We start from the raw sequence: 19598 nt of genomic DNA on the forward strand, positions 1-19598 counted from the left end.
CTATAACCCTTGCCCTATCATCATACTGCCATCCGGCATGATGGTAATCACCTCACCCACTAGCCGCGACTGATAACGCACTTCTATAGTGACAGGACTGGCTTGACCGGTCCCAAACCAGAGGGCTTGCGGCACCGCTTGTCCAGTAAACCACGGCTGTAGCGCCTGCGCTTTGGTGCCGCCATTGCTCGCGCTCGTATTACTAGACTCTAAGCTTTGAATCACTAAACTGACGCCTGCAGGCATCTGCGGCAAAACAATCTCTGGCTCTAGCTCCCAGCTTGGGGTCGCTACGGCCTCTTTTGGATCCGCAGACATGGCGGAGAGCTCCATGGCGTTTTTGGAGGTAGTATCGATAGCACCACTAGCGCCAAGGTTACCAGTAGCTTGATAGGCTATATAGGGATTGGAGAGACTGACGATCGCAGGGCTGATCTGTCCTTGTTTATCCGCTTGCAAGCTAAGCCCCATCGGCTGCATACGCTCAGCGGATAATAAGCGAACGTAGCTGAGTGAATCGGTTAAATGCTCATAAAAAGCTAAGTGTTTACGCGATTCACTGCTGCCAACAGACAAGCTAATCATACCGGCAAAGATGGATAAAATGACCACCACCACTATAATTTCTACCAAAGTAAAGCCAGTCTGCGCGTGTTTCATGATAGAAGGCAAACCTTAATCATTGATCATTAGCAATCAACAGCATTGCTCGCTGATGATTAGCTATTAATACTGAGTATTGCGGTGCTCTGCTGATTCTGTTTCGATTTGCTCGACGAGATCCTGCATGTCTTCATCATTGAGACTCTCATCAGCAGTATGCGCCGGATAGTGTCCAGGAAGATCTAGCATCTGCTGAACGAGCGCGTAGCGTAGCGTATCACGGCGACCCAGATAGCGCTGATAAAAGCTAGAATTAAGCAGTCCTGCCCCGCCTTGCCCCATCGCCCAAATCGTACACAGATAGTCGCGTGTGGTCATGCTGCTGTGCTGCTCTTTGAGATATGCACTGACGATATCGATCAGACGCTTCATACGCTGACGACGGATATCATAAAGCTCGGCAAATAAACGATTAAGCCCAGTCACTGAAGCGGCTAGACGCTCTTCAATCTGGTTGAGTAGCATCGCTTTTTGTGGGTTGAGTAGCTGCTGAAAAATCATCCGCGCTACCCCTGCTGAGGCGCAATCATCGACGCGGTTGATCTCAAATAGCTGCTCTTCGTAGCGAATAATAATGCGCAGATATAGCTCATCTTTACTAGAAAAATGCTTGTATAGGGTACCTTTGGCTAAATCAAGCTGATCGGCTAGGCTGTCTAAAGTAATATCACCATCGCCTGACTCAAGTAGCAACTGCTCAGCCATCGCTAAGATATTCTCTTCTCTTACTTTGAACTGGTGCTGACGACTCATAACTTCTCCTAAACTTGGTGAAATTAAGCATACAGTTATAGTTCAGCGCATCGTACGATTAACAACTCAGCTCTAAAGAGTCGCTAGTGAGGGGCAACTATAACAAGTAGCTATGCTTAGTAGTCAGTCATCGATTATCTTTGTCTCATAACAGCGGCTGGGCAAGGATACTCATTACCCAGCACTACTGGCAAATGCTTTTATTAAAAGAGATAAGAGAACGCTCAATGCTATAACAAACAAGATTTGAGTGCTCAAAGTTGAGCCATACGCCTTATTTATAAATGACTGACTGGTCATAGCATAACGACTTTAATGATATTGTGCTAGTAAATTTTCAAAGTTTTTTGCAGTTAATTGGCCGATCTCTTCGCTACTGCAGCCATACATATCAGCGATAAAGCTGGCGACATAGGGCACATAGGCCGGCTCATTGGGGCGTCCGCGTTTGGGCACCGGTGCTAAATAAGGGCTATCGGTTTCGATGAGTATCCGATCTTTGGGCATATTTTTTGCAGCTTCTTGAATCGTTTGGGCACTCTTAAAGCTGACAATACCCGAAAACGAGATGTAAAACCCTAGATCTAGCGCGCGCTTGGCAGTGTCCCAATCTTCAGTGAAACAGTGAATAATACCGTGCTCTGCGCCTTCAGACTTCAATATATCGATAGTATCTTCTTTTGCATCACGCATGTGCACCACTAGCGGTTTTTTGAGCTGTTGACTGGCATGGATATGACGCGCCAAACTGTCCTGCTGCGCAAGCTTATTTTCAGTGGACCAATAGTAGTCCAATCCCGTCTCGCCGATGGCCCAAACCTGCTCTTCTTTGGCCGTTTCCATCAGCCGCTCTACGCTCGCCGATTGCAAGACATCGATATCTTCGCAAGGATGGATACCCACGCTCATACCTAGACGCAGATCATCGTCGCTGTAACAGCTGACGATATCAGCGATCTCATCATATTCGGCAAAATCGCACATAATCGCCATCGCTCGAGTGACATTAGCTTCTTTCATAGCGGCAATGGCACCCGAAAGCTGACCGTCATATTTAGTCAAATCGAGACGGTTGAGATGGCAATGAGTGTCAGTAAACATAAATACTCTCTTTATAATCATTTAGCGAATAGTTTACTATTCATTGCTGTTAAGAAAGCGTTTTTCAAGGTTTCGTTTATGAGCTGCCAAGTCTATTTTTTTGCTAAATACACTATAACGGCACCACTCGCATCACCTCTTCTATTGTGGTCAGGCCTTCAGAGATACGCTTAGCACCAGACAGTCTTAGCGGCTGCACGCCTTCGCGGTACGCTTGCTGCTTAAGACTGTCTAGATTGACATCCGCCGCAACTAGCTTTTTGAGCTCGTTCGATAGCGGCATAATCTCATACAGGCCGATACGTCCTTGATAGCCAGTATGGCGGCAGTGCTCACAGCCTTTTGCCATATAGATCTGCGGCGGCAGTGTAGCGCGCCACGGCTGTACTAGCTCCTGCCACTGCAGCGCCATCTCACTATCGTCACTAAGTGCTTGTGCCTGTTTGCAATGCGGACACAGCGTTCTGATGAGTCGCTGCGCCATCACTCCTAGTATGGTGGCTGAGGTCAAAAATGGCTGCACGCCTAAATCATGCAAGCGCGGCAATGAGCTGGGTGCATCGTTCGTGTGCAAAGTTGAAAGCACTAAATGTCCAGTAAGCGAGGCTTGCACCGCCATGTTCGCGGTTTCAGAATCACGTATTTCTCCAACCATAACGATATCAGGGTCTTGACGCATGAGCGAGCGAATCCCATCGGCAAAATGCAAATCTATCGCGGGGTTCACCTGCATCTGATTGAAATCAGGCTCAATCATCTCAATAGGATCTTCGATGGTGCAGACATTGACCTCATCAGTGGCGAGCTGTTTGAGCGTACTATATAAAGTAGTCGTCTTACCAGAGCCGGTCGGCCCAGTGACCAAGATAATACCGTTTGGATGGCTAGTTAATTCGTGCCACATCTCGAGCTGCTTGCCGGAGAGGCCCAACTGTGCAAACGAGCGCACAAGCACTTCTGGATCAAATACACGCATGACTAGCTTTTCGCCAAAAGCCGTCGGCAAAGTCGATAAACGCAGCTCTGTCTCTAGGCCTTTATGAGTACGCGTCTTTAGCCGGCCATCTTGCGGTTTACGCTTTTCGGCGACGTTAAGCCGCCCTAAGATTTTAATCCGCGCGATCACTGCCATCAAAATCGCAATGGGCATCTCATACACAGTATGCAGCACGCCATCGATACGAAAGCGCACTTTACCCGTCTCGCGGCGCGGCTCTAAATGGATATCACTAGCACGCTGCTCAAAGGCATATAGCAGTAGCCAATCAACGACTTTGACGATATGCTGATCATTAGCATCGGGATTGGCATTATCGCCTAACTGTAGTAAGGCCTCAACGTTAGTGACGTCGGCGGCGGCGCGTCTATGGACGCTATTAGCGCCTGCGATCGCTTGGGTGACTTGATAAAACTCTTGGCGATAGCGGTTGATCTGATCTGGGCTGATATAGACGCTGCGATAGCTTTTATTACCAATTATTTTTTCGATATTGCTATGCCAGTCGCTATAAAAAGGCTGATCAGTGCCGATGACGATCTCATTAGCTGCCACCTCAATAGGCAAAATGTGCTGCGAGCGTGCATACTCAAACGACATCAGCTGCGTCACTGCTGGCACGTCCGTCTTTAAGGGGTCGATACGCACTAAAGACATATGAGCTTTAGCAGCCAGCCACTGATTGAGCCAAGCCAGTGTCAGCTTAGTATCGCCCTCTTTATCGTGCCCGTTAACTAATCCAAACTCGCTAATTGTAATCAGGGGGTGCTGAGACTTATCACGGCGACTGGTCATTACTAGATTATAACCGCGCTGATCGATCACCCTATCTGCTAGCAGCTCATCGAGACACCAGCGCAAATCTACTAGTAAAGAATAATCCGGAACCGACATAGTTATCTTCTTTTATTAGTCATTATTTAATGCTACTACACCACCTCGACCACTGAGCTAATCTGCAACTCCCCCGTCGCCACTTGGCAAAAGCTGACATCGACTGACTTGTAGCGCATGGTAAAGCTCGTATTAATCTCATTACGGCGGTAAGCGGGCCGAGGATCCTGCGCAATCAAAGCTTTTATTAACGGCAAATCTGTCGCCACTAAACGCTGCTGTATATCCTCAATAACGGACTTGCTGCTTATAGGTACGCGGCTTTTTATATCACTGTCGACCAAGACTGCAAACTGCTCCTGAGCATTAACCGTCATAGTAACCGCTGACGGGGTCGGCGATGCTGGCGCAAATCCGCTCGTCGCATGCTCAATACTATCACTATAAGCGACATAAGGCTTAATATCGATAATAGGCGTAGCATCGATTATATCGGCACCGCTGATAATCAGTATCACTCGGCCTGCGACCACCTCAATGCGTTCAAGCTTGACGACAGACAGACCCATCTGCGAGGGCCGATACATACTGCGGCTAGCAAAAACGCCGATCTTTTGATTGCCGCCGAGTCTTGGCGGCCTGACTTGCGGTCGAAAGGATTGGCTATTATAAGTGTCTTTATTATGATGAAACTGCCAGCTGAGCCACAGATGACTGAAAGCTTCTAAGCCGACAAAGGCTGCGGGCGTATCAAAAGGTGCAATCATCTCAATAGCACTCATTAGCGCGACTAGATTGGGCTGTCTTGGCGCCCCAAATTTCTGCGATAATGGCGCACGATGATAGCCAATGATAGGCGACATGTGGGTCTGTATTTGCTTACTCATGAGTTATTCCAAAACCAAAAACGCGCGGTCGTCAGAGACGCTCTATCAATCATACAAAAATAATCACTAACGATATTCCATTTTATCATGGTCAGTACGCATAACATGGCGGATTTTTATTTTGAAATTTGTTATGATGTGCCCCATTGTATATTGAGAATAACTTGCATCTGGCAGCTTGCCACTTGATGCGTTTATCGATTAATTAGAGGGCTTTATGTCAAAACTCCGCACAGAAACGGTCACAGACGTTCACCACTGGAACGATTCGCTCTTCTCTATCAAGACCACTCGCGACGATGGCCTACGTTTTCGTAACGGTGAGTTTGCGATGATTGGTATCTTAGTTGATGGTAGACCGCTACTGCGAGCTTACTCGATTGCTAGTCCTAATTATGAAGACCATCTAGAGTTCTTTTCGATCAAAGTACAAGACGGCCCACTAACCTCACGCTTGCAGCATATCAAAGTTGGCGATGAGCTACTCGTCAGTAAAAAGCCGACTGGCACGCTAGTCTTAGACGACCTACTGCCCGGTAAGAACCTTTACATGCTGGCGACTGGTACTGGCCTTGCCCCTTTCTTAGCCTTATCACGCGACCCTGAAGTTTACGAGCGTTTTGACAAGATTGTCCTCGTGCATGGCGTGCGTAACGTCGAAGATTTAGCGTACCGTGAGATGTTCGAAAATGAGCTGCCCAACGATGAAATCTTCGGCGACTGGTACAAAGAGAAGTTTGTTTATTACCCAACGACGACGCGCGAAGAGTTTAGAAATATGGGCCGTATCACCGACTTGATGGAATCAGGCAAACTGTTTGAAGATGTCGGATTGCCACAAATGAATAAGGACGATGACCGTGTATTGATTTGCGGTAGCATGCCGTTCAACGCTGATGTCTCTAGAATATTAGATGGTTTTGGTCTTACCGTGTCGCCACGTATGGGCGTGCAAGCCGATTACGTTATTGAGCGTGCCTTTGTAGGATAGGAAATACAGAGTAGAAATCTGCGCAATCAAGATAAATAATTCTTGACGGTGATAATTAGGCTGTTATAATACGCCACCTATACAGCGCAATCTGTAGCCCAATTCATAAAGCGCCTTGCTTTATACCTAACATGCCAGTGTGATGGAATTGGTAGACATGACGGATTCAAAATCCGTTGCCTTTAAAAGCGTGTCGGTTCGAGTCCGACCACTGGTACCACTATACGAAACCCTTACAGTCTATAGATTGTGAGGGTTTTTTATTGCGTGAATTATTTATAAATTGGTCGAGTAATAACAGCGTAAAATAAAATTTTGATACTATCTTGATACTTTAATACATCTGCATGTTCACGTATTATAGTGCTATAGTCGATCCTAAATAAAACTGAAACATTTTTGTCATGTGTTGTTGGTATGAATTTTACGCAGCCTCTGGAGTGACAAAGTCGCACAGCAAGCAAGAAAAATTTATACCAACGGCACTACACCGTTTTCGAAGTGTCTTAACTATATTAATATAATAACTGCGGCGTGACGGATGAATTATGAAAGTTAAGCTTAGTAAGAAGTTTATCGATTCAGTTGCATATGCTTCAAATGGTACAGACATCTACATGGATGAAGTATTAACGGGTTTTGCACTTCGTGTGGGTAAGCAATCTAAGAGATACACGCTTCATAAACGCATCAATGGTAAGCTCTATCGTGACGAAGTTGAAGAAACACATCTAATCACTTTGACTGAAGCTCGTGAAAAAGCGAGCACGATGATGGTCAACATAAAAAAGGGACTTGATGTTTACGATGGTTATCACGCTACTCCAAAGTTAAAAGACATTCAAGATTCTGATATACCAACACTTAATGAAGCATATACCTACTTTAAATCTATGAAGCCAAATCTTGCCAGCCGTACTATTGAAACTTATGATCAGCAAATACTTGGTCGACTCGATGACTGGCTTGATATATCGTTAAACGATATAACTAAAACTATGATAAGTGAAAAACATAAGGAAATCAGCAAATCTAGTCCAGCTCAAGCGAATGCTACTATGCGAGCTCTTCGATCAGTATGGAATTATTGTCAAGATAGCTTCTTAGATGACGATGAGGAGTACATAATAAAGGATCAACCCATTCGAATACTGAATGCCAAAAATGATTGGAACAAAATTAAACCTCGTACTCGTCATGTTGAAGAAGAGTATTTAGGAGTATATTTTAGAACTTTGATTGAACACCGTGACGGTAGTTCTTTCAAACAAGCATCTTATAGCAATAATGCTCGTGATCTTTTACTGCTTTTTATGTTTGCTGGAGTTCGCTTAAATGAAGCGCAGACACTAAGATGGGAAGATGTAGATCTTGACGCTGCTCGTATCGTTTTTAAAGCCACTAAAAATGGTTCTGATTACCATATGCCTACTGGAAAAATACTTCAAGCCATACTTAGTGAACGCTATAGATTGAGCAATGGAGAGCGTTGGGTATTTCCGAGTGATTTGAAAAGAAATAGCGACCACGTTAAAGATTTGAGCGGTAGTTATCATTCAATATCAAACAAAGCTGGCTTGCACATTACGCCTCACGATTTGCGTCGTACATTTGGCACTGTCGCTAATGGTCTTAATGTAACCTATCCAGTGTTAAAGAGACTGCTCAATCATCGTGAGGCTAAATCTAGTGATGATGTGACACTACATTACATACAGGTATCACAGCGACAATTACGTGAAGCTTTAGATGAGATTGAAGCTTTTTATTGCAAGCATATAGGAATGACTCAAGATGAGGTGATTAAGAGTCTCTTACAGACATAACTTCATATAATTTTTTAAAGTTCTGTACAACTAACTAATCGATAGAACATGTAATGACATTTTGATTAGGAGACATACTATGGGTATCAAACTTGAATTTGGTATGACACAGAATAGTAGAGATCAAAAAATCTGTGTTGATTATTGGGCATATGATCATAAGGAGGATTATCTTGAACATGTACAAATGCTATGGCAGAAATATAGAATCAGCTCAAATCTATTGTTTGAGACGATTGCTCAATGTTACGCTTGTTTAGATGATATGCTCTGTGAGTACTGTGCAAGTGCTTGCCCGGTAGAGATGCCAGCAGATATCCTATATATGCGTGCTCAAGATAGTTGGTGTTGTATGGTTTGAACCGCCCCGAGATTGTCGGAGACTCAACGCTCCAAGAGAATACGACAATGAAAACACGAAACTATACCCCTGAAATGAAAGAACGAGCCGTCCGTATGCTAGTTGAAGCTAAAGACGACTACCCATCCACATGGTCAGCCATCAAAGCCATAGCACCAAAGATAGGTTGTACGCCTGAGACCCTACGATCATGGCATAAAAAGCACATTGATAAAACCATTCCTGCAAAGATTCAAGCTCAAAGCCAAGCCGAGCGCATCAAAGAGCTTGAACGTGAGAACAAAGAATTAAAACAAGCCAATGAGATCATAAGGAAAGCAGCCGCTTTTTTCGCCCAGGCGGAGCTCGACCGCAAACCCAAGTAATGGTTGATTTTATAGATGACCACAAACAACAATATGGAGTCGAGCCAATCTGTAGAGTACTACCGATTGCTCCATCCACATACTATCGTGCTAAAGAGCTAGAAGAAAATCCTGAAAAACGTTCACAGCGTAGTCAGCATGATGACTTCTATCTTAATGAGATTAAACGTATTTGGAAGGACAGCAAATGCCGTTATGGTGCTCGTAAAGTCTGGAAACAGTTGAAATCTGAAGGTGTACATCCTGCACGTTGCACTGTAGAGCGGTTAATGCGGCAGCATGGTATGCAGGGTATTTGGCGAGGTAAAGGTAAGATAACCACTAAGTCTCGTGATGATCAAAAGCGTGCTGTTGATTTAGTTAATCGTAACTTTAATGCCCATCGCCCTAACCAGCTATGGGTTGCTGACTTTACTTACGTTAAAACATTGAGTGGTTGGGTCTATACTGCCTTTATCATTGATGTGTTTGCTCGCGCTATCGTTGGTTGGAAAGTATCAGATCGTATGAACTCTGATATGGTGATGGCGGCACTAAACCAAGCCATTGCAGACAGAAACAATCCTAAAGATGTGATTCACCATAGTGATAGAGGTGTACAGTACTTATCCATTCGCTATACTAATAAGATGGCTGATTCTGGCGTTATTGCATCTGTTGGTACAACCGGTAATTCATATGATAATGCGTTGGCTGAAACGGTTAACGGGCTTTATAAAACAGAGGTGATTGAATATTTAAAACAGCAGTGGCGGGATGCGTATGATGTTGAATTAGCAACCCTTGAATGGGTCGATTGGTTTAACAAAACTCGCATTCATAGTACGATTGGCTATGTGTCGCCTTTTGAGTTTGAGAGACGATACTATGATAGTTTTATTGAGTCAGACAAAGCTGCCTGACTCAAGCAATCAAGTCTCCGATATAGTCGGGGCGGTTCACTATGCTATATATAGCGTTAGTAGCCTTCGTTTAAATTGATATTTTACTCAGGTGAGGTTGTTAATATTAGGGTTTGAAGTTTGCTAAGAGTATGATGTGAATATCGCACGACCGCTAAGAGTATGATTGTTTATCCCAACCGTAGACTGTATCAATAGAACGTAAATAACATTTCACCCTCGGAGAAAGCCTATCAAGAGGATTACCAGTAAGATTGATACATCTCAAACTATTCAGCTGTGTAAAATTATCTGGCAGGTTTCTAAGATTACAATAAACAAGCTCAAGCTTAACAAGATTATTAAGCTCACCAATACTATTAGGTAGCTTGCCCAATTTACAATAACTGATAAAAAACTCAGTCAGACTCTTAAGTTGCCCTATGATTTCAGGCAGCTCTTTGAGGCTACAATGGTTAATATAAAGCTTCTCTAGATTAGTAAGTTGACCTACGCTATCAGGTAGCTTGTCAAACTTGCCATGACTAATAAAAAGCTCAGTTAAGCTAATAAGCTGCCCTATGCTATCAGGTAGGACTTCAAGCTTAGAGTGATTAAAATTGAGCTTAGTTAAGTTAACGAGCTGTCCGATGCTATCAGGCAATACTTTAAGTTTACAGTTGATAATATTAAGCTCAGCAAGGTTAATGAGGTGTCCAAAGCTATCGGGTAGCTCCGTTAGTTCAAGGTGAAGCAGGTCAAGGTGAGTTAAGCTCAAAAGCTGGCCTATGCTATCAGGTAGCTCTTCAAGCTCACAATGAGTAATAAAAAGCTCTGTAAGACTGCTCAGTTGTCCAACGCTGGCGGGCAACTCTTTAATACGACAACGATTAATATAAAGCTTGTTGAGGTTGGTAAGCTGTCCAATACTACTAGGTAGGTCTTTGAGATCACAGTTAATAAGATCAAGGTCATTTAAATTTTTGAGTTGCCCTATGCTGTCAGGCAAGTGCTTGAGCGGGCAATAACTAATAAAAAGCTTAGCGAGGTTAATAAGCTGCCCTATGCTGTCAGGCAGTTCTTCAATCTCACAGTGAACCAGATCAAGTACCGTAAGCTTAGTAAGCTGTCCTACGCTCCCAGGTAGATAACGAAGTTTACAGCGACCAATAAACATCTTAGTAAGGTTATGAAGTTGTCCAATACTATCAGGTAGCGCTTCGAGCTCACTTTGATCAATAAAGAGTTCAGTAAGATAACTCAGTTGCCCGATGCTCTCAGGTAATGCGACAAGTTTAGAGTGACTAATAGACAGTTTGGTTAGGTTAGTGAGCTTACCGATATTGGGCGGTAGCTGGCTTGAAGATATGCCACTGATAGTTATTTCTACTAGATTTGTAAGCTTGGTGAGCTCATCGGGTAGATAGGCTATTCTATAGACGTCTCTTGAGTGCTGCTCATCGAGTTCAGGCTCTACGATCTCTAGCTTTTTTAGGGCTAGCAATGGCTCTTTGTCACGAGGAATTTCAGAGTCCTTAAGCTCAAACTCATCTGCCCACGCCCATATTTTCTTAATCCAGTTGTCATCAGTATTTAACGTTTTATTAGCAATAGCAGACTGATGAATGTCTTGTTGGTCTTTATTGTTTGGATTCATAGCTTTATTCCTTATAACGATTTGAACTATTTTTTCTGTGTCAGAATAATATCGGTGTCCTGACGTGAGTTATGGATCTCAGCGCGACCTATAGTTGAGAGAGCTTGTAGCTAACTTGAGAGGGGTTTTTTACCACTCATGACCTGAAGAACAAAGCTTCCAGAGGCTGTGATCAGTAGGAAACCGTGAAAGGCTTCCATCGCGGCCATAAATCGTAGATGTCCAGTAGGCATGAGATCGCCTCGCCCAAGCGTTGTGAAGTTAACTAGCGAGAAGTAAAAGTAGTCCATAAAATTAAGGGAGCTACTATCGCTAGATGAGGACGATACGAGGTTACCGATTTCAAAGCCGTAAACAGCAATCCAAAAGCCAGCAGCGTAAAGCAAGGCCTCGAACGTGTGAGCAATTACAATTGAGCCGACTGCGACCCCAAGGCAGTGTCCCGGATGGCGCGACGGCGTCACAAACTGTGACGAGAATTTTAATACGCCATAATGTATTGCTGTGCAGACAGCGATTAGAATCGCTGCCATTATAATTGCCAGAATCATTTTTTATCCTTTTTGAGGAAGGAACGACATTAAAGGAAGATTACCCTATTTATTTTAACTAATCCTGTATAATTTTTTCACTATAGCTAACGACTACGCATAAGCACTAGAGTCTATTCAGATAGGTCATTACGCAGTCATTTGAATCAGTCAGCATATGTAGTAACAATCCTAGACCAATTATTCTATAGGGCTTTGGTAGAAATAGCATAGCCGCATAAACTGCCATTGCATAGTAAGTATGTAATGGATGAAAATTAATACTACAGCGATCAGGTAAGAAAACAGGTGTTGCTAGCAAGTGATCTAAATCTACCAGCATGGTTGCTAAAAGAATCAAATATACTCGTTTGTAATCATCACGAAAAAAAGTATAGGCAATAATCAACGGCATGCCAAAATGCAGGAAGTAGTGGATAACGGTTTGGATCATCATCTTTCCAATTCAGCATGATGTTTTATTGATAAGTTGGTATGCAGAATAATTAAACTAGTAAACGTTACTTAAGAAGCCAAAGCTACATGTTCATGCTATGTTCAGACTTGAAAAACAGGCGCAAAGCCACCCCCTGGTGTGCGAAAGTTAGTCGCTTGGCCTTGATAGATACGCCCAGCAGTTAGTAGCAGCTGTCCTGCATAGGTATAAAGACGTATATCTACCTTTCTAGTCGTCACCACATCATCAATCTTTATTGATCGCTCTGTAGCAGGGATAAAGGTCTGCGCAATATAGCTTTCATCTAAAATAGTCTCGAATACGCGGCGGGTAATCTTGCTGCCACGGTAAACGCCCTTACTACCATAACCAGCTACTGGCTTAAAAAACAATTGTCTCCGAGTACGCCATAATTCTGCTGCATCCTCTTTTGTAACCATTCTGGTAGTTGGTACTGACTTTTTTAGATATTCTGCATCATCATCACCTAGTCCCCACGACTGCAAAGTTTGCGTATCGGATAGTAAAGTCAGGTTGCGCTTATTAGCGAATATAGCATGGGCATGCGGATTGGGGGTTACTACTACCGCACCCTCTAAATAGGCACTTTTAAGCACGGCGTGGTTGGGGTTTTCAAAGGCGAAATCGACTAACCGATTATAGATCATATCAATGGGCTTGCTATGAGCTGTCAGTACACCATCAGCATAGTTAAGCTCAGACGGATCGAGTATAACGGTATCAATGCCTTTAGCTTGAAGTAGTTGGCAGGCCAGCTGAAACTCCAAATACATGAACTGGCTTTTGGGCTCATTATCCACAATAGCAATGCGATTGGGCATGCTAGTTGCCGATTGTCGCTGCCATTCTTGTATGAACATATTAGCGACCGCTTCTTCAAACCCATCAAGCATTTTAGTAGTAGCAACACTTTGCTCTGAGGGGCGACAGCAGTGTTTTTGTGCGCGGGCAAGTGCTACGTTTAAAAATGCGCCTCCAGCATTGGTATTGATCTCAATAAGCTTGGGGTCATCGCTCCCCAAGTGAAAGTCATAACCCATGAGGGCCCCTATTGGGCCTGGGTCGAAAGCAGCTATTTCTGGTGCCCACGACAGTACTTGCTGTTGATATGACGGTAGTCTAGCAGTCGACTCAATAGCTGCGATGATTCGCACCATTGCTTCTATCTCTGTCTTAGGGACAAACACCGGTGTCGCTGAAAACAGCTTATTAAGCTCATTGGCTCCTAGTGGATTATCTCTTGTGTTTACTAATTGATCTTGCAGGCTGTTATTAAGCGCTTTACGATCTAAAGTACGGCAATAGCACTCTTGATTAAGCTGATTTGCCAGATTATCATTCGTTTTGTTTTTATTATTAATTAGGAATTCCATTTAAATCTCATTACTAAGTTGAATGTACTGATAGGGTTTAGGGGACAGCCAAAATAAAAAAAGTGTCTTAAATGTTTAAGATAAGGTTATTTTTATAGTTACTTTACGAAATAGTCATTTTGCAAGATACTTAATTTGCAATATATCTAGTTTATAAATTAGCTACTTTGCAAGGTTATACGGTTTTACGCTCTTCTTTAATGAGTACTTTCGCTAAAAACAAACCTAACTCGAACAGTAGCCACATTGGAATCGCGAGCAATAGCATTGACACCCCATCGGGCGGTGTGACTACCGCTGACACAGCAAAACAACCGACGATGATATATCGGCGCTTACTCTCTAGACTCTGAGTGGATATGATACCGACCATTATCAATAATAAAGTAACCACTGGAATCTCAAAAGTGAGTCCAAATACCATAAATAACTTTAGCGCAAAGCTTAAATAACTGTCGATATCGGTCATAGGTATAACGTTTTGCGGAGCGAATAAAATAAAGAACTTCAATACGCCTTTGAGTACCACAAAGTAGGCAAAAGCGACACCAGAATAAAATAGGAATATCGAAGATATCAGCACTGGAATAGTGATTTTTTTCTCTTTTTTATATAATCCAGGCGCTATAAATGACCAAATTTGATACAGAATATACGGCATCACTACAAAGGCAGCAACGAAAATCGTCAAGCGAATAGGTGCCATAAAGTTCGAGGTAATATCAGTAGCAATCATAGTCGAATTCGCAGGCAGCTGCGCAACCAGAGGGTCTGATAAAAGATTGTAGAGCTCACGCGAAAACCCTACCAATGCTAAGAAGACGATCAAAACGGCTACGCATATTTTGATGAGATGCTTGCGTAATTCAATCAAATGCTCAGTAATAGGCATGTCGCTAAGCACATTCAGCACATTATCAGTCTCAACATTATGGGTAGCATCTGACGCCTTAGCATCTGTATTTGCTAACTTTCTTTGGCGACTTTTTTGGCGCTTAAATAAGCTCATTTATCCCCCTTCTCTATAGCTGAAGAAGAGGAAGTATCTGGCTGATGATTTTGCTGCTGAGGAGTGTTTGACTGATAGGAAGTATCTAAGCTTTGGTTTTGCGAGTTTTCAAACTTATCCATACTACCGCGCATCTCGGCTAACTCACGCCGCATGTCTGTCTCAGTCTGACGAATCTTTGCCAGCTCATCTTGCATCTGTTTTCGTGTCTCAGCTAGATCAAGCTCAGCTTCTATTTCAGATTGTAGAGTGGATACTGTACGGCGCAGTTTGGCATACCATTGCCCAGCGGTACGTGCGGCTTGCGGCAGTTTTTCTGGGCCCAATACGATTAAAGCAATGACGCCAAACAAGAGTAATTCGGAAAACCCAATATCAAACATAACAGTCACATATATTAATAGACTACTTAGTGCCGCTATTTATAAGCGGCGCGCTTCATATTTTAGGCTGGTCATCAGTGGAAATAGGGCTGATTTCCATATCATCAGCCTGATTACCTACACGCGTATTTAAATCATTACTTGCAGCTGGCGTACTATTTTCATGGCTAAGCACATGATTTTTGCGAGCATTCTCAGGTTCTTCATCTTTGACCGCTTCTTTAAAACCCTTCACCGCACCGCCTAAATCTTTACCTGCATTTTTAAGCTTGGCAGTACCAAATACGACCACCACTACGACCAATAAAATCAGCCAATGTGTAATAGAAAAGCTGCCCATAACGGTATCCTTATATTTTGTGATCTTGTTTAGACCAGTATGTGTCAGTGTGCTTTAGAACACTTTTTACCGTACCAGAATTATAGTTTCAAACGGCGCAATCGCAGCGCGTTAGCAATCACCGAGAATGACGACAAGCTCATCGCTGCCGCTGCTATCATCGGACTGAGCAGAAGCCCAAATATGGGATAGAGCACACCTGCGGCAATAGGAACACCAAGTGCATTGTAGATAAAGGCAAAAAACAGATTCTGTCTGATATTGCGCATGGTGGCGTGGCTAAGCTTATAAGCTTTGGCAATGCCCATTAAATCACCTTTTAGCAGGGTAATGCCCGCACTCTCCATCGCCACATCGGTACCGGTTCCCATAGCGATACCAACATTAGCTTGCGCTAGCGCTGGTGCGTCGTTGATACCATCACCCGCCATAGCGACCAATTTACCGCTGTCTTGCATTTCTTTGACGATACGGTTTTTATCCTCTGGTGAGACATCCGCATGAACTTCATCAATACCTAGTTTATTGGCGACTGCCTGCGCGGTTTTTTCGTTGTCACCGGTTAGCATCACAACTTTTAAACCTGCGTCATGAAGCAGTGAAATAGCCTCTTTAGTGCTTGGTTTAATAGGGTCAGCAACTGAAATAATACCAGCAGCTTTACCGTCTATAGCCACAAACATTACCGTTTCACCGTCTTTTCTACGGACATCAGCTTTAGTGGACAGCTCATTATCAAAACTATTTAGGCTTTCCATAAGCTTAGAGTTACCAATAGCGACTTTCTTACCATCGACCACGGCTTGTACGCCTTCGCCAGTAGTCGAATTAAAGTCAGTAGCTTTAGGAATAATGAGTGATCTTTCTTGAGCTGCTCTAACGATAGCTTCTGCTAAAGGATGCTCGCTAGCGCTTTCTACTGAGGCTACCAATGCGAGGAACTCGTCTTCATCTTGACCTACCTGCGCATCAATTGCGGTAAGCTCGGGCTTACCAGCGGTCAGTGTTCCGGTCTTGTCGACGACAATGGTATCGACTTTTTCCATACTCTCTAACGCTTCAGCATTTTTGATGAGGACGCCGTTTTGCGCGCCTTTGCCGGTACCAACCATAATGGACATCGGCGTCGCTAGACCAAGGGCACAAGGACAAGCAATAATCAGTACCGCAATCGCGTTAACCAAAGCATAGGCCATAGCGGGCTCAGGGCCGAATATCGCCCAGACAATAAAGGTTATGATAGAGGTGACAATAACAATAGGTACGAACCAACCCGCCACTTGATCTACCAAGCGCTGGATAGGCGCGCGGCTACGCTGGGCTTCAGCAACCATTTGTACAATTTTAGATAATACTGAATCTGCTCCAACATTGACCGCTTCGACTAATAGCGTTCCGGTGCCATTTACCGTACCACCAGTCACTGTATCTCCTGCTACTTTTGATACAGGGATTGGCTCACCCGTCACCATTGATTCATCAACACTACTATTACCATCGATCACTGTACCATCTACGGGTAGTTTCTCACCTGGTTTAACCCGTAGCTTATCGCCAGTGACGACCTCATCAAGCGAGACTTCGACTTCTTCACCGTTTTCATCGACACGTCTTGCGGTTGGTGGTGCGAGCTCAAGCAAAGCTCTAATCGCACCTGAAGTTTGACTTCTAGCTTTGAGCTCTAATACTTGACCCAGTAGCACCAAGGTTACAATGACAGCTGCTGCTTCATAGTAGACTCCGACTTGACCAGAGGCATCTCTGAAACTGTCTGGGAAAATATCGGGAAAAAAGGTCGCGACAATACTAAAAATATAAGCAGCGCCTACGCCTATCGCAATCAAAGTAAACATATTTAGATTGCGGCTTTTTATAGACTGCCAGCCACGAACGAAAAACGGGGCGGCGCCCCAAAGCACTACAGGGGTCGCGAGCACTAACTCAGCCCATTGTAAAACCTGTGAAGGTATACCATACTGACTAAAGTCAACTCCAAACATACCGCTCATCACATATATTAATAGCGGTACAGTCAACACGGTACATATCCAAAAACGACGAGTCATGTCGTCAAGCTCTGAGGTGTCCTCTTCACCGATAGTAAGCGTTTCGGGCTCAAGCGCCATACCACATATCGGACAACCGCTATTTCTAACGTCTCTCACTTCAGGATGCATAGGACAGGTATATACCGTGCCATCGTAATCAGCAGGTACTTTATCGTATTTACCGCCTTTAACAGATTTTACTCCGCTACTATCAGTATCCTTTCCATGACAGCTAGCGTGACTATCATCTTTAGCAACTTCGTCTTCAGGTTTAAGAAACATGCCACATATTGGGCAGTCACTTTTTTCAACATCTCTTACTTCTGGATGCATAGGACAAATATAGACCGTACCGCTATAATTTTCCGGTATCTTGTCGTACTTATCGTCTTCGACAGACTTTAACTCAGTACTATTATTAGCATCCGCTTTATGACAATGCGCATGACTATCTTCATGGTTGTTGGATTCAGCAACCTCGTCTTCAGGTTTAAGAAACATGCCGCATATCGGACAATCGCTCTTTTCAGTATCTCTAACCTCAGGATGCATCGGGCAGATATAAACCGTACCACTATAATTTTCTGGTACTTTATCGTACTGACCACCTTTGATAGATTTTTCATCGGCAATATGTTTCATAAAACCACTCCTTGAAGACAATAAATATTTATAATAAGTACAACTCTTAAAGCACTATCATCAATCCTCGATTGCTATTCATCTAATCATTAATCTAAAAACCTCTAAAAAATAATTTCTATACTTTTCAATTGGAATTTAGTTTTTATCACGCAAATACTTGAGCAGTGCCATGATTGTTAGTACTAGTACTGCGAAAAATAGTAGGGTGAATAACAAACAGATAAGCATCATAACCCAGCCCATGCCATACATCATTGAGCCGTTCATCATGCCATGCATTGACCCATTCATTATGATTTCTCCTCAGTCTAAACTGTGATCACTCCAACTCTTCAATTAATTTTTACTCGAACCGAAGAGGTTTACTGACTGTTAATATATCAATATCTTTAGCGCACTTTGGCGAACCAACGATATAGTGGCACGAACAAGATGGCGAAATACCAACCGTAAAGATATGATTCTACAAGTCCAATTAGAAAACCTGTCCATGTTAACCACTCAAAGCCAGGTAGTAGAGGTGCCCAAGCTTCGTGCATCGCTATCTGTTCGGGTGCGAGTAAACCAAACCCTATGCATAATAGATAACTAATAAGTAGAAACAACGATACACTATTGCCAACAGGGGCAATCCTTAAAGTACTTGTTGTTAAGTTTGATTTGACCATCTTAGTAATCCTCACTATTGTATGATGTGGTTCAAGCTCAAGATAACCAATCGTATCTAACCATGCTAACTCTAAGGATTTGTATGAATTAAAGCTTTATCCTGTATTGATATTACTTTTTAACTCGTGCGGCGGCGGCAAGTTGACGCCATTGACCCCATTGAGGAATAAACATTGGCACTTGCTGTTTGTAAGTAAGGTAGTCTTTACCAAACTCTTCAAACATATGCCGTTCCTCACGTCGAGCTAACCATGTGTATACAAGCACAATCACTGGAAACAGACCGATTGAAAACAGAGTTGGCCAATGCACCACACCCTCACCGAACAGTGCAATAAACAACCCGGTGTACTGAGGATGACGTACGTAGGCATAGAGTCCATCAGTTACTAAACGATTTTCCCCTCGTGCTTTGTGGACTTGGCGCCAACCTTGAGCAAAAAGACCGACTCCTAAAAATGCAATAGCATAGCCGAGTAGCATTGAGATCATCATGCCTGTCTCACCTAAACCAACAAGGGTCGACCATAAGCTAGCGCTGACATATTGGCTGTCCAAACCAAAAAACCGTACTAATAAATATATAGTGAGCGGAAAGCCATACATTTCTGCGTAAAGTGCAATAATGAAAGCCTGAACTACACCAGCACCCGCCCATTCACGCCAGTTCTTTGGTGCGAAATAACGGTAAAAGAACCAAGAAATCAGAACAATAACAATTAGTGCGAGACCCCAAGTTCCAGCGTGATTAAATGACTCATTCATAGCTTACTTTCCCTGTTGTCTTTATGAATATCGTATTGCATG

General features: G+C 43.4%; 20 protein-coding genes, 1 tRNA gene and 1 other annotated feature. Of the genes, 5 read left to right on the forward strand and 16 right to left on the reverse strand.

The genetic code is table 11. The features are described 5' to 3' along the window. From AAEY83_RS06305 to tsaA, 5 genes are all read right to left on the reverse strand, one after another. On the reverse strand, positions 1-672 hold the full coding sequence (locus AAEY83_RS06305) for a prepilin-type N-terminal cleavage/methylation domain-containing protein (RefSeq protein WP_351058714.1): 672 nt from the start codon (positions 670-672) through the stop codon (positions 1-3). A gap of 54 nt (positions 673-726) precedes the next feature. Beyond that, positions 727-1416: a TetR/AcrR family transcriptional regulator gene (locus tag AAEY83_RS06310; RefSeq protein ID WP_025645725.1), complete on the reverse strand. Its 690-nt coding sequence runs from the start codon at positions 1414-1416 to the stop codon at positions 727-729. A gap of 312 nt (positions 1417-1728) precedes the next feature. After that, entirely contained in the window at positions 1729-2517 is a 789-nt protein-coding gene (locus AAEY83_RS06315) for a TatD family hydrolase (protein ID WP_025645723.1), read from the reverse strand. A 112-nt stretch (positions 2518-2629) separates the two neighbouring features. Continuing rightward, a complete protein-coding gene (tfpB, locus tag AAEY83_RS06320; protein ID WP_025645721.1) occupies positions 2630-4408 on the reverse strand; it encodes a type IV pilus assembly ATPase TfpB in 1779 nt (592 codons plus the stop codon). A 35-nt stretch (positions 4409-4443) separates the two neighbouring features. Next, positions 4444-5235 (reverse strand): tRNA (N6-threonylcarbamoyladenosine(37)-N6)-methyltransferase TrmO, encoded by a 792-nt coding sequence (tsaA, locus tag AAEY83_RS06325; protein WP_025645719.1) that lies wholly within the window; start codon positions 5233-5235, stop codon positions 4444-4446. 217 nt (positions 5236-5452) lie between these two features. On the opposite strand from tsaA, the gene AAEY83_RS06330 reads away from it, so the two are divergent. From AAEY83_RS06330 to AAEY83_RS06350, 5 genes are all read left to right on the forward strand, one after another. Then, complete coding sequence (locus tag AAEY83_RS06330) at positions 5453-6226, forward strand: ferredoxin--NADP reductase (RefSeq protein ID WP_025645717.1); 774 nt, start codon at positions 5453-5455, stop codon at positions 6224-6226. A gap of 133 nt (positions 6227-6359) precedes the next feature. Further along, positions 6360-6446, forward strand: a tRNA-Leu gene (locus AAEY83_RS06335). 328 nt (positions 6447-6774) lie between these two features. Next, a complete protein-coding gene (locus AAEY83_RS06340) occupies positions 6775-8052 on the forward strand; it encodes a site-specific integrase (protein ID WP_025645715.1) in 1278 nt (425 codons plus the stop codon). A 79-nt stretch (positions 8053-8131) separates the two neighbouring features. Further along, on the forward strand, positions 8132-8413 hold the full coding sequence (locus tag AAEY83_RS06345) for a hypothetical protein (RefSeq protein ID WP_025645713.1): 282 nt from the start codon (positions 8132-8134) through the stop codon (positions 8411-8413). A gap of 47 nt (positions 8414-8460) precedes the next feature. Further along, positions 8461-9680, forward strand: a protein-coding gene (locus tag AAEY83_RS06350) for an IS3 family transposase (RefSeq protein ID WP_413771572.1) whose coding sequence is annotated in 2 segments (ribosomal slippage) — positions 8461-8749 and positions 8749-9680 — 1221 coding nt in all. Because the reading frame shifts where the segments join, the coding sequence is not laid out codon by codon here. After that, positions 8736-8852: a sequence feature (AL1L pseudoknot), on the forward strand. It overlaps the preceding gene by 117 nt. A 154-nt stretch (positions 9681-9834) precedes the next feature. On the opposite strand, the gene AAEY83_RS06355 is transcribed toward AAEY83_RS06350, so the two are convergent. From AAEY83_RS06355 to AAEY83_RS06405, 11 genes are all read right to left on the reverse strand, one after another. Beyond that, on the reverse strand, positions 9835-11316 hold the full coding sequence (locus AAEY83_RS06355) for a leucine-rich repeat domain-containing protein (RefSeq protein WP_025645706.1): 1482 nt from the start codon (positions 11314-11316) through the stop codon (positions 9835-9837). 110 nt (positions 11317-11426) lie between these two features. Beyond that, positions 11427-11867, reverse strand: a complete 441-nt coding sequence (locus AAEY83_RS06360) for an ion channel (protein WP_025645703.1) — start codon at positions 11865-11867, stop codon at positions 11427-11429. A 106-nt stretch (positions 11868-11973) separates the two neighbouring features. Continuing rightward, complete coding sequence (locus AAEY83_RS06365; protein ID WP_025645701.1) at positions 11974-12300, reverse strand: DUF6122 family protein; 327 nt, start codon at positions 12298-12300, stop codon at positions 11974-11976. A 104-nt stretch (positions 12301-12404) separates the two neighbouring features. Then, positions 12405-13697, reverse strand: a complete 1293-nt coding sequence (locus tag AAEY83_RS06370) for an ATP-grasp domain-containing protein (RefSeq protein ID WP_025645699.1) — start codon at positions 13695-13697, stop codon at positions 12405-12407. Between the two features lie 175 nt (positions 13698-13872). After that, positions 13873-14706 carry a twin-arginine translocase subunit TatC gene (gene tatC / locus AAEY83_RS06375; protein WP_025645697.1) on the reverse strand — a complete coding sequence of 278 codons (834 nt, stop codon included), beginning with the start codon at positions 14704-14706 and terminating at the stop codon, positions 13873-13875. Then, positions 14703-15089: a Sec-independent protein translocase protein TatB gene (gene tatB, locus AAEY83_RS06380; RefSeq protein WP_025645695.1), complete on the reverse strand. Its 387-nt coding sequence runs from the start codon at positions 15087-15089 to the stop codon at positions 14703-14705. Before tatB ends, tatC begins: the two co-directional genes overlap by 4 nt. 55 nt (positions 15090-15144) lie before the next feature. Then, positions 15145-15429, reverse strand: coding sequence for a Sec-independent protein translocase subunit TatA (gene tatA, locus AAEY83_RS06385; protein ID WP_025645693.1), 285 nt, complete (start codon positions 15427-15429; stop codon positions 15145-15147). Between the two features lie 80 nt (positions 15430-15509). Further along, positions 15510-18119 (reverse strand): copper-transporting P-type ATPase, encoded by a 2610-nt coding sequence (locus tag AAEY83_RS06390; protein ID WP_025645691.1) that lies wholly within the window; start codon positions 18117-18119, stop codon positions 15510-15512. 138 nt (positions 18120-18257) lie between these two features. Continuing rightward, complete coding sequence (locus AAEY83_RS06395) at positions 18258-18413, reverse strand: hypothetical protein (RefSeq protein WP_156770962.1); 156 nt, start codon at positions 18411-18413, stop codon at positions 18258-18260. Between the two features lie 98 nt (positions 18414-18511). After that, entirely contained in the window at positions 18512-18790 is a 279-nt protein-coding gene (locus tag AAEY83_RS06400) for a DUF5676 family membrane protein (RefSeq protein WP_025645689.1), read from the reverse strand. Between the two features lie 112 nt (positions 18791-18902). Next, entirely contained in the window at positions 18903-19556 is a 654-nt protein-coding gene (locus AAEY83_RS06405) for a methyltransferase family protein (protein ID WP_025645687.1), read from the reverse strand. Positions 19557-19598 lie beyond the last annotated feature (42 nt).

Source organism: Psychrobacter sp. TB20-MNA-CIBAN-0197, assembly GCF_040309765.1.
GTDB classification, from domain to species: domain Bacteria; phylum Pseudomonadota; class Gammaproteobacteria; order Pseudomonadales; family Moraxellaceae; genus Psychrobacter; species Psychrobacter submarinus.

Excerpts from the sequence above, each read along its gene's own strand:
- AAEY83_RS06330 (WP_025645717.1), top strand. The coding sequence starts at position 5,453 with ATGTCAAAACTCCGCACAGAAACGGTCACAGACGTTCACCACTGGAAC.
- tatB (WP_025645695.1), bottom strand. The coding sequence starts at position 15,089 with ATGTTTGATATTGGGTTTTCCGAATTACTCTTGTTTGGCGTCATTGCT.
- AAEY83_RS06400 (WP_025645689.1), bottom strand. The coding sequence starts at position 18,790 with ATGGTCAAATCAAACTTAACAACAAGTACTTTAAGGATTGCCCCTGTT.
- AAEY83_RS06405 (WP_025645687.1), bottom strand. The coding sequence starts at position 19,556 with ATGAATGAGTCATTTAATCACGCTGGAACTTGGGGTCTCGCACTAATT.
- tatC (WP_025645697.1), bottom strand. The coding sequence starts at position 14,706 with ATGAGCTTATTTAAGCGCCAAAAAAGTCGCCAAAGAAAGTTAGCAAAT.
- tatA (WP_025645693.1), bottom strand. The coding sequence starts at position 15,429 with ATGGGCAGCTTTTCTATTACACATTGGCTGATTTTATTGGTCGTAGTG.
- AAEY83_RS06355 (WP_025645706.1), bottom strand. The coding sequence starts at position 11,316 with ATGAATCCAAACAATAAAGACCAACAAGACATTCATCAGTCTGCTATT.
- AAEY83_RS06390 (WP_025645691.1), bottom strand. The coding sequence starts at position 18,119 with ATGAAACATATTGCCGATGAAAAATCTATCAAAGGTGGTCAGTACGAT.
- AAEY83_RS06310 (WP_025645725.1), bottom strand. The coding sequence starts at position 1,416 with ATGAGTCGTCAGCACCAGTTCAAAGTAAGAGAAGAGAATATCTTAGCG.
- AAEY83_RS06345 (WP_025645713.1), top strand. The coding sequence starts at position 8,132 with ATGGGTATCAAACTTGAATTTGGTATGACACAGAATAGTAGAGATCAA.
- AAEY83_RS06340 (WP_025645715.1), top strand. The coding sequence starts at position 6,775 with ATGAAAGTTAAGCTTAGTAAGAAGTTTATCGATTCAGTTGCATATGCT.
- AAEY83_RS06370 (WP_025645699.1), bottom strand. The coding sequence starts at position 13,697 with ATGGAATTCCTAATTAATAATAAAAACAAAACGAATGATAATCTGGCA.
- tsaA (WP_025645719.1), bottom strand. The coding sequence starts at position 5,235 with ATGAGTAAGCAAATACAGACCCACATGTCGCCTATCATTGGCTATCAT.
- tfpB (WP_025645721.1), bottom strand. The coding sequence starts at position 4,408 with ATGTCGGTTCCGGATTATTCTTTACTAGTAGATTTGCGCTGGTGTCTC.
- AAEY83_RS06365 (WP_025645701.1), bottom strand. The coding sequence starts at position 12,300 with ATGATCCAAACCGTTATCCACTACTTCCTGCATTTTGGCATGCCGTTG.
- AAEY83_RS06315 (WP_025645723.1), bottom strand. The coding sequence starts at position 2,517 with ATGTTTACTGACACTCATTGCCATCTCAACCGTCTCGATTTGACTAAA.
- AAEY83_RS06395 (WP_156770962.1), bottom strand. The coding sequence starts at position 18,413 with ATGAATGGGTCAATGCATGGCATGATGAACGGCTCAATGATGTATGGC.
- AAEY83_RS06360 (WP_025645703.1), bottom strand. The coding sequence starts at position 11,867 with ATGATTCTGGCAATTATAATGGCAGCGATTCTAATCGCTGTCTGCACA.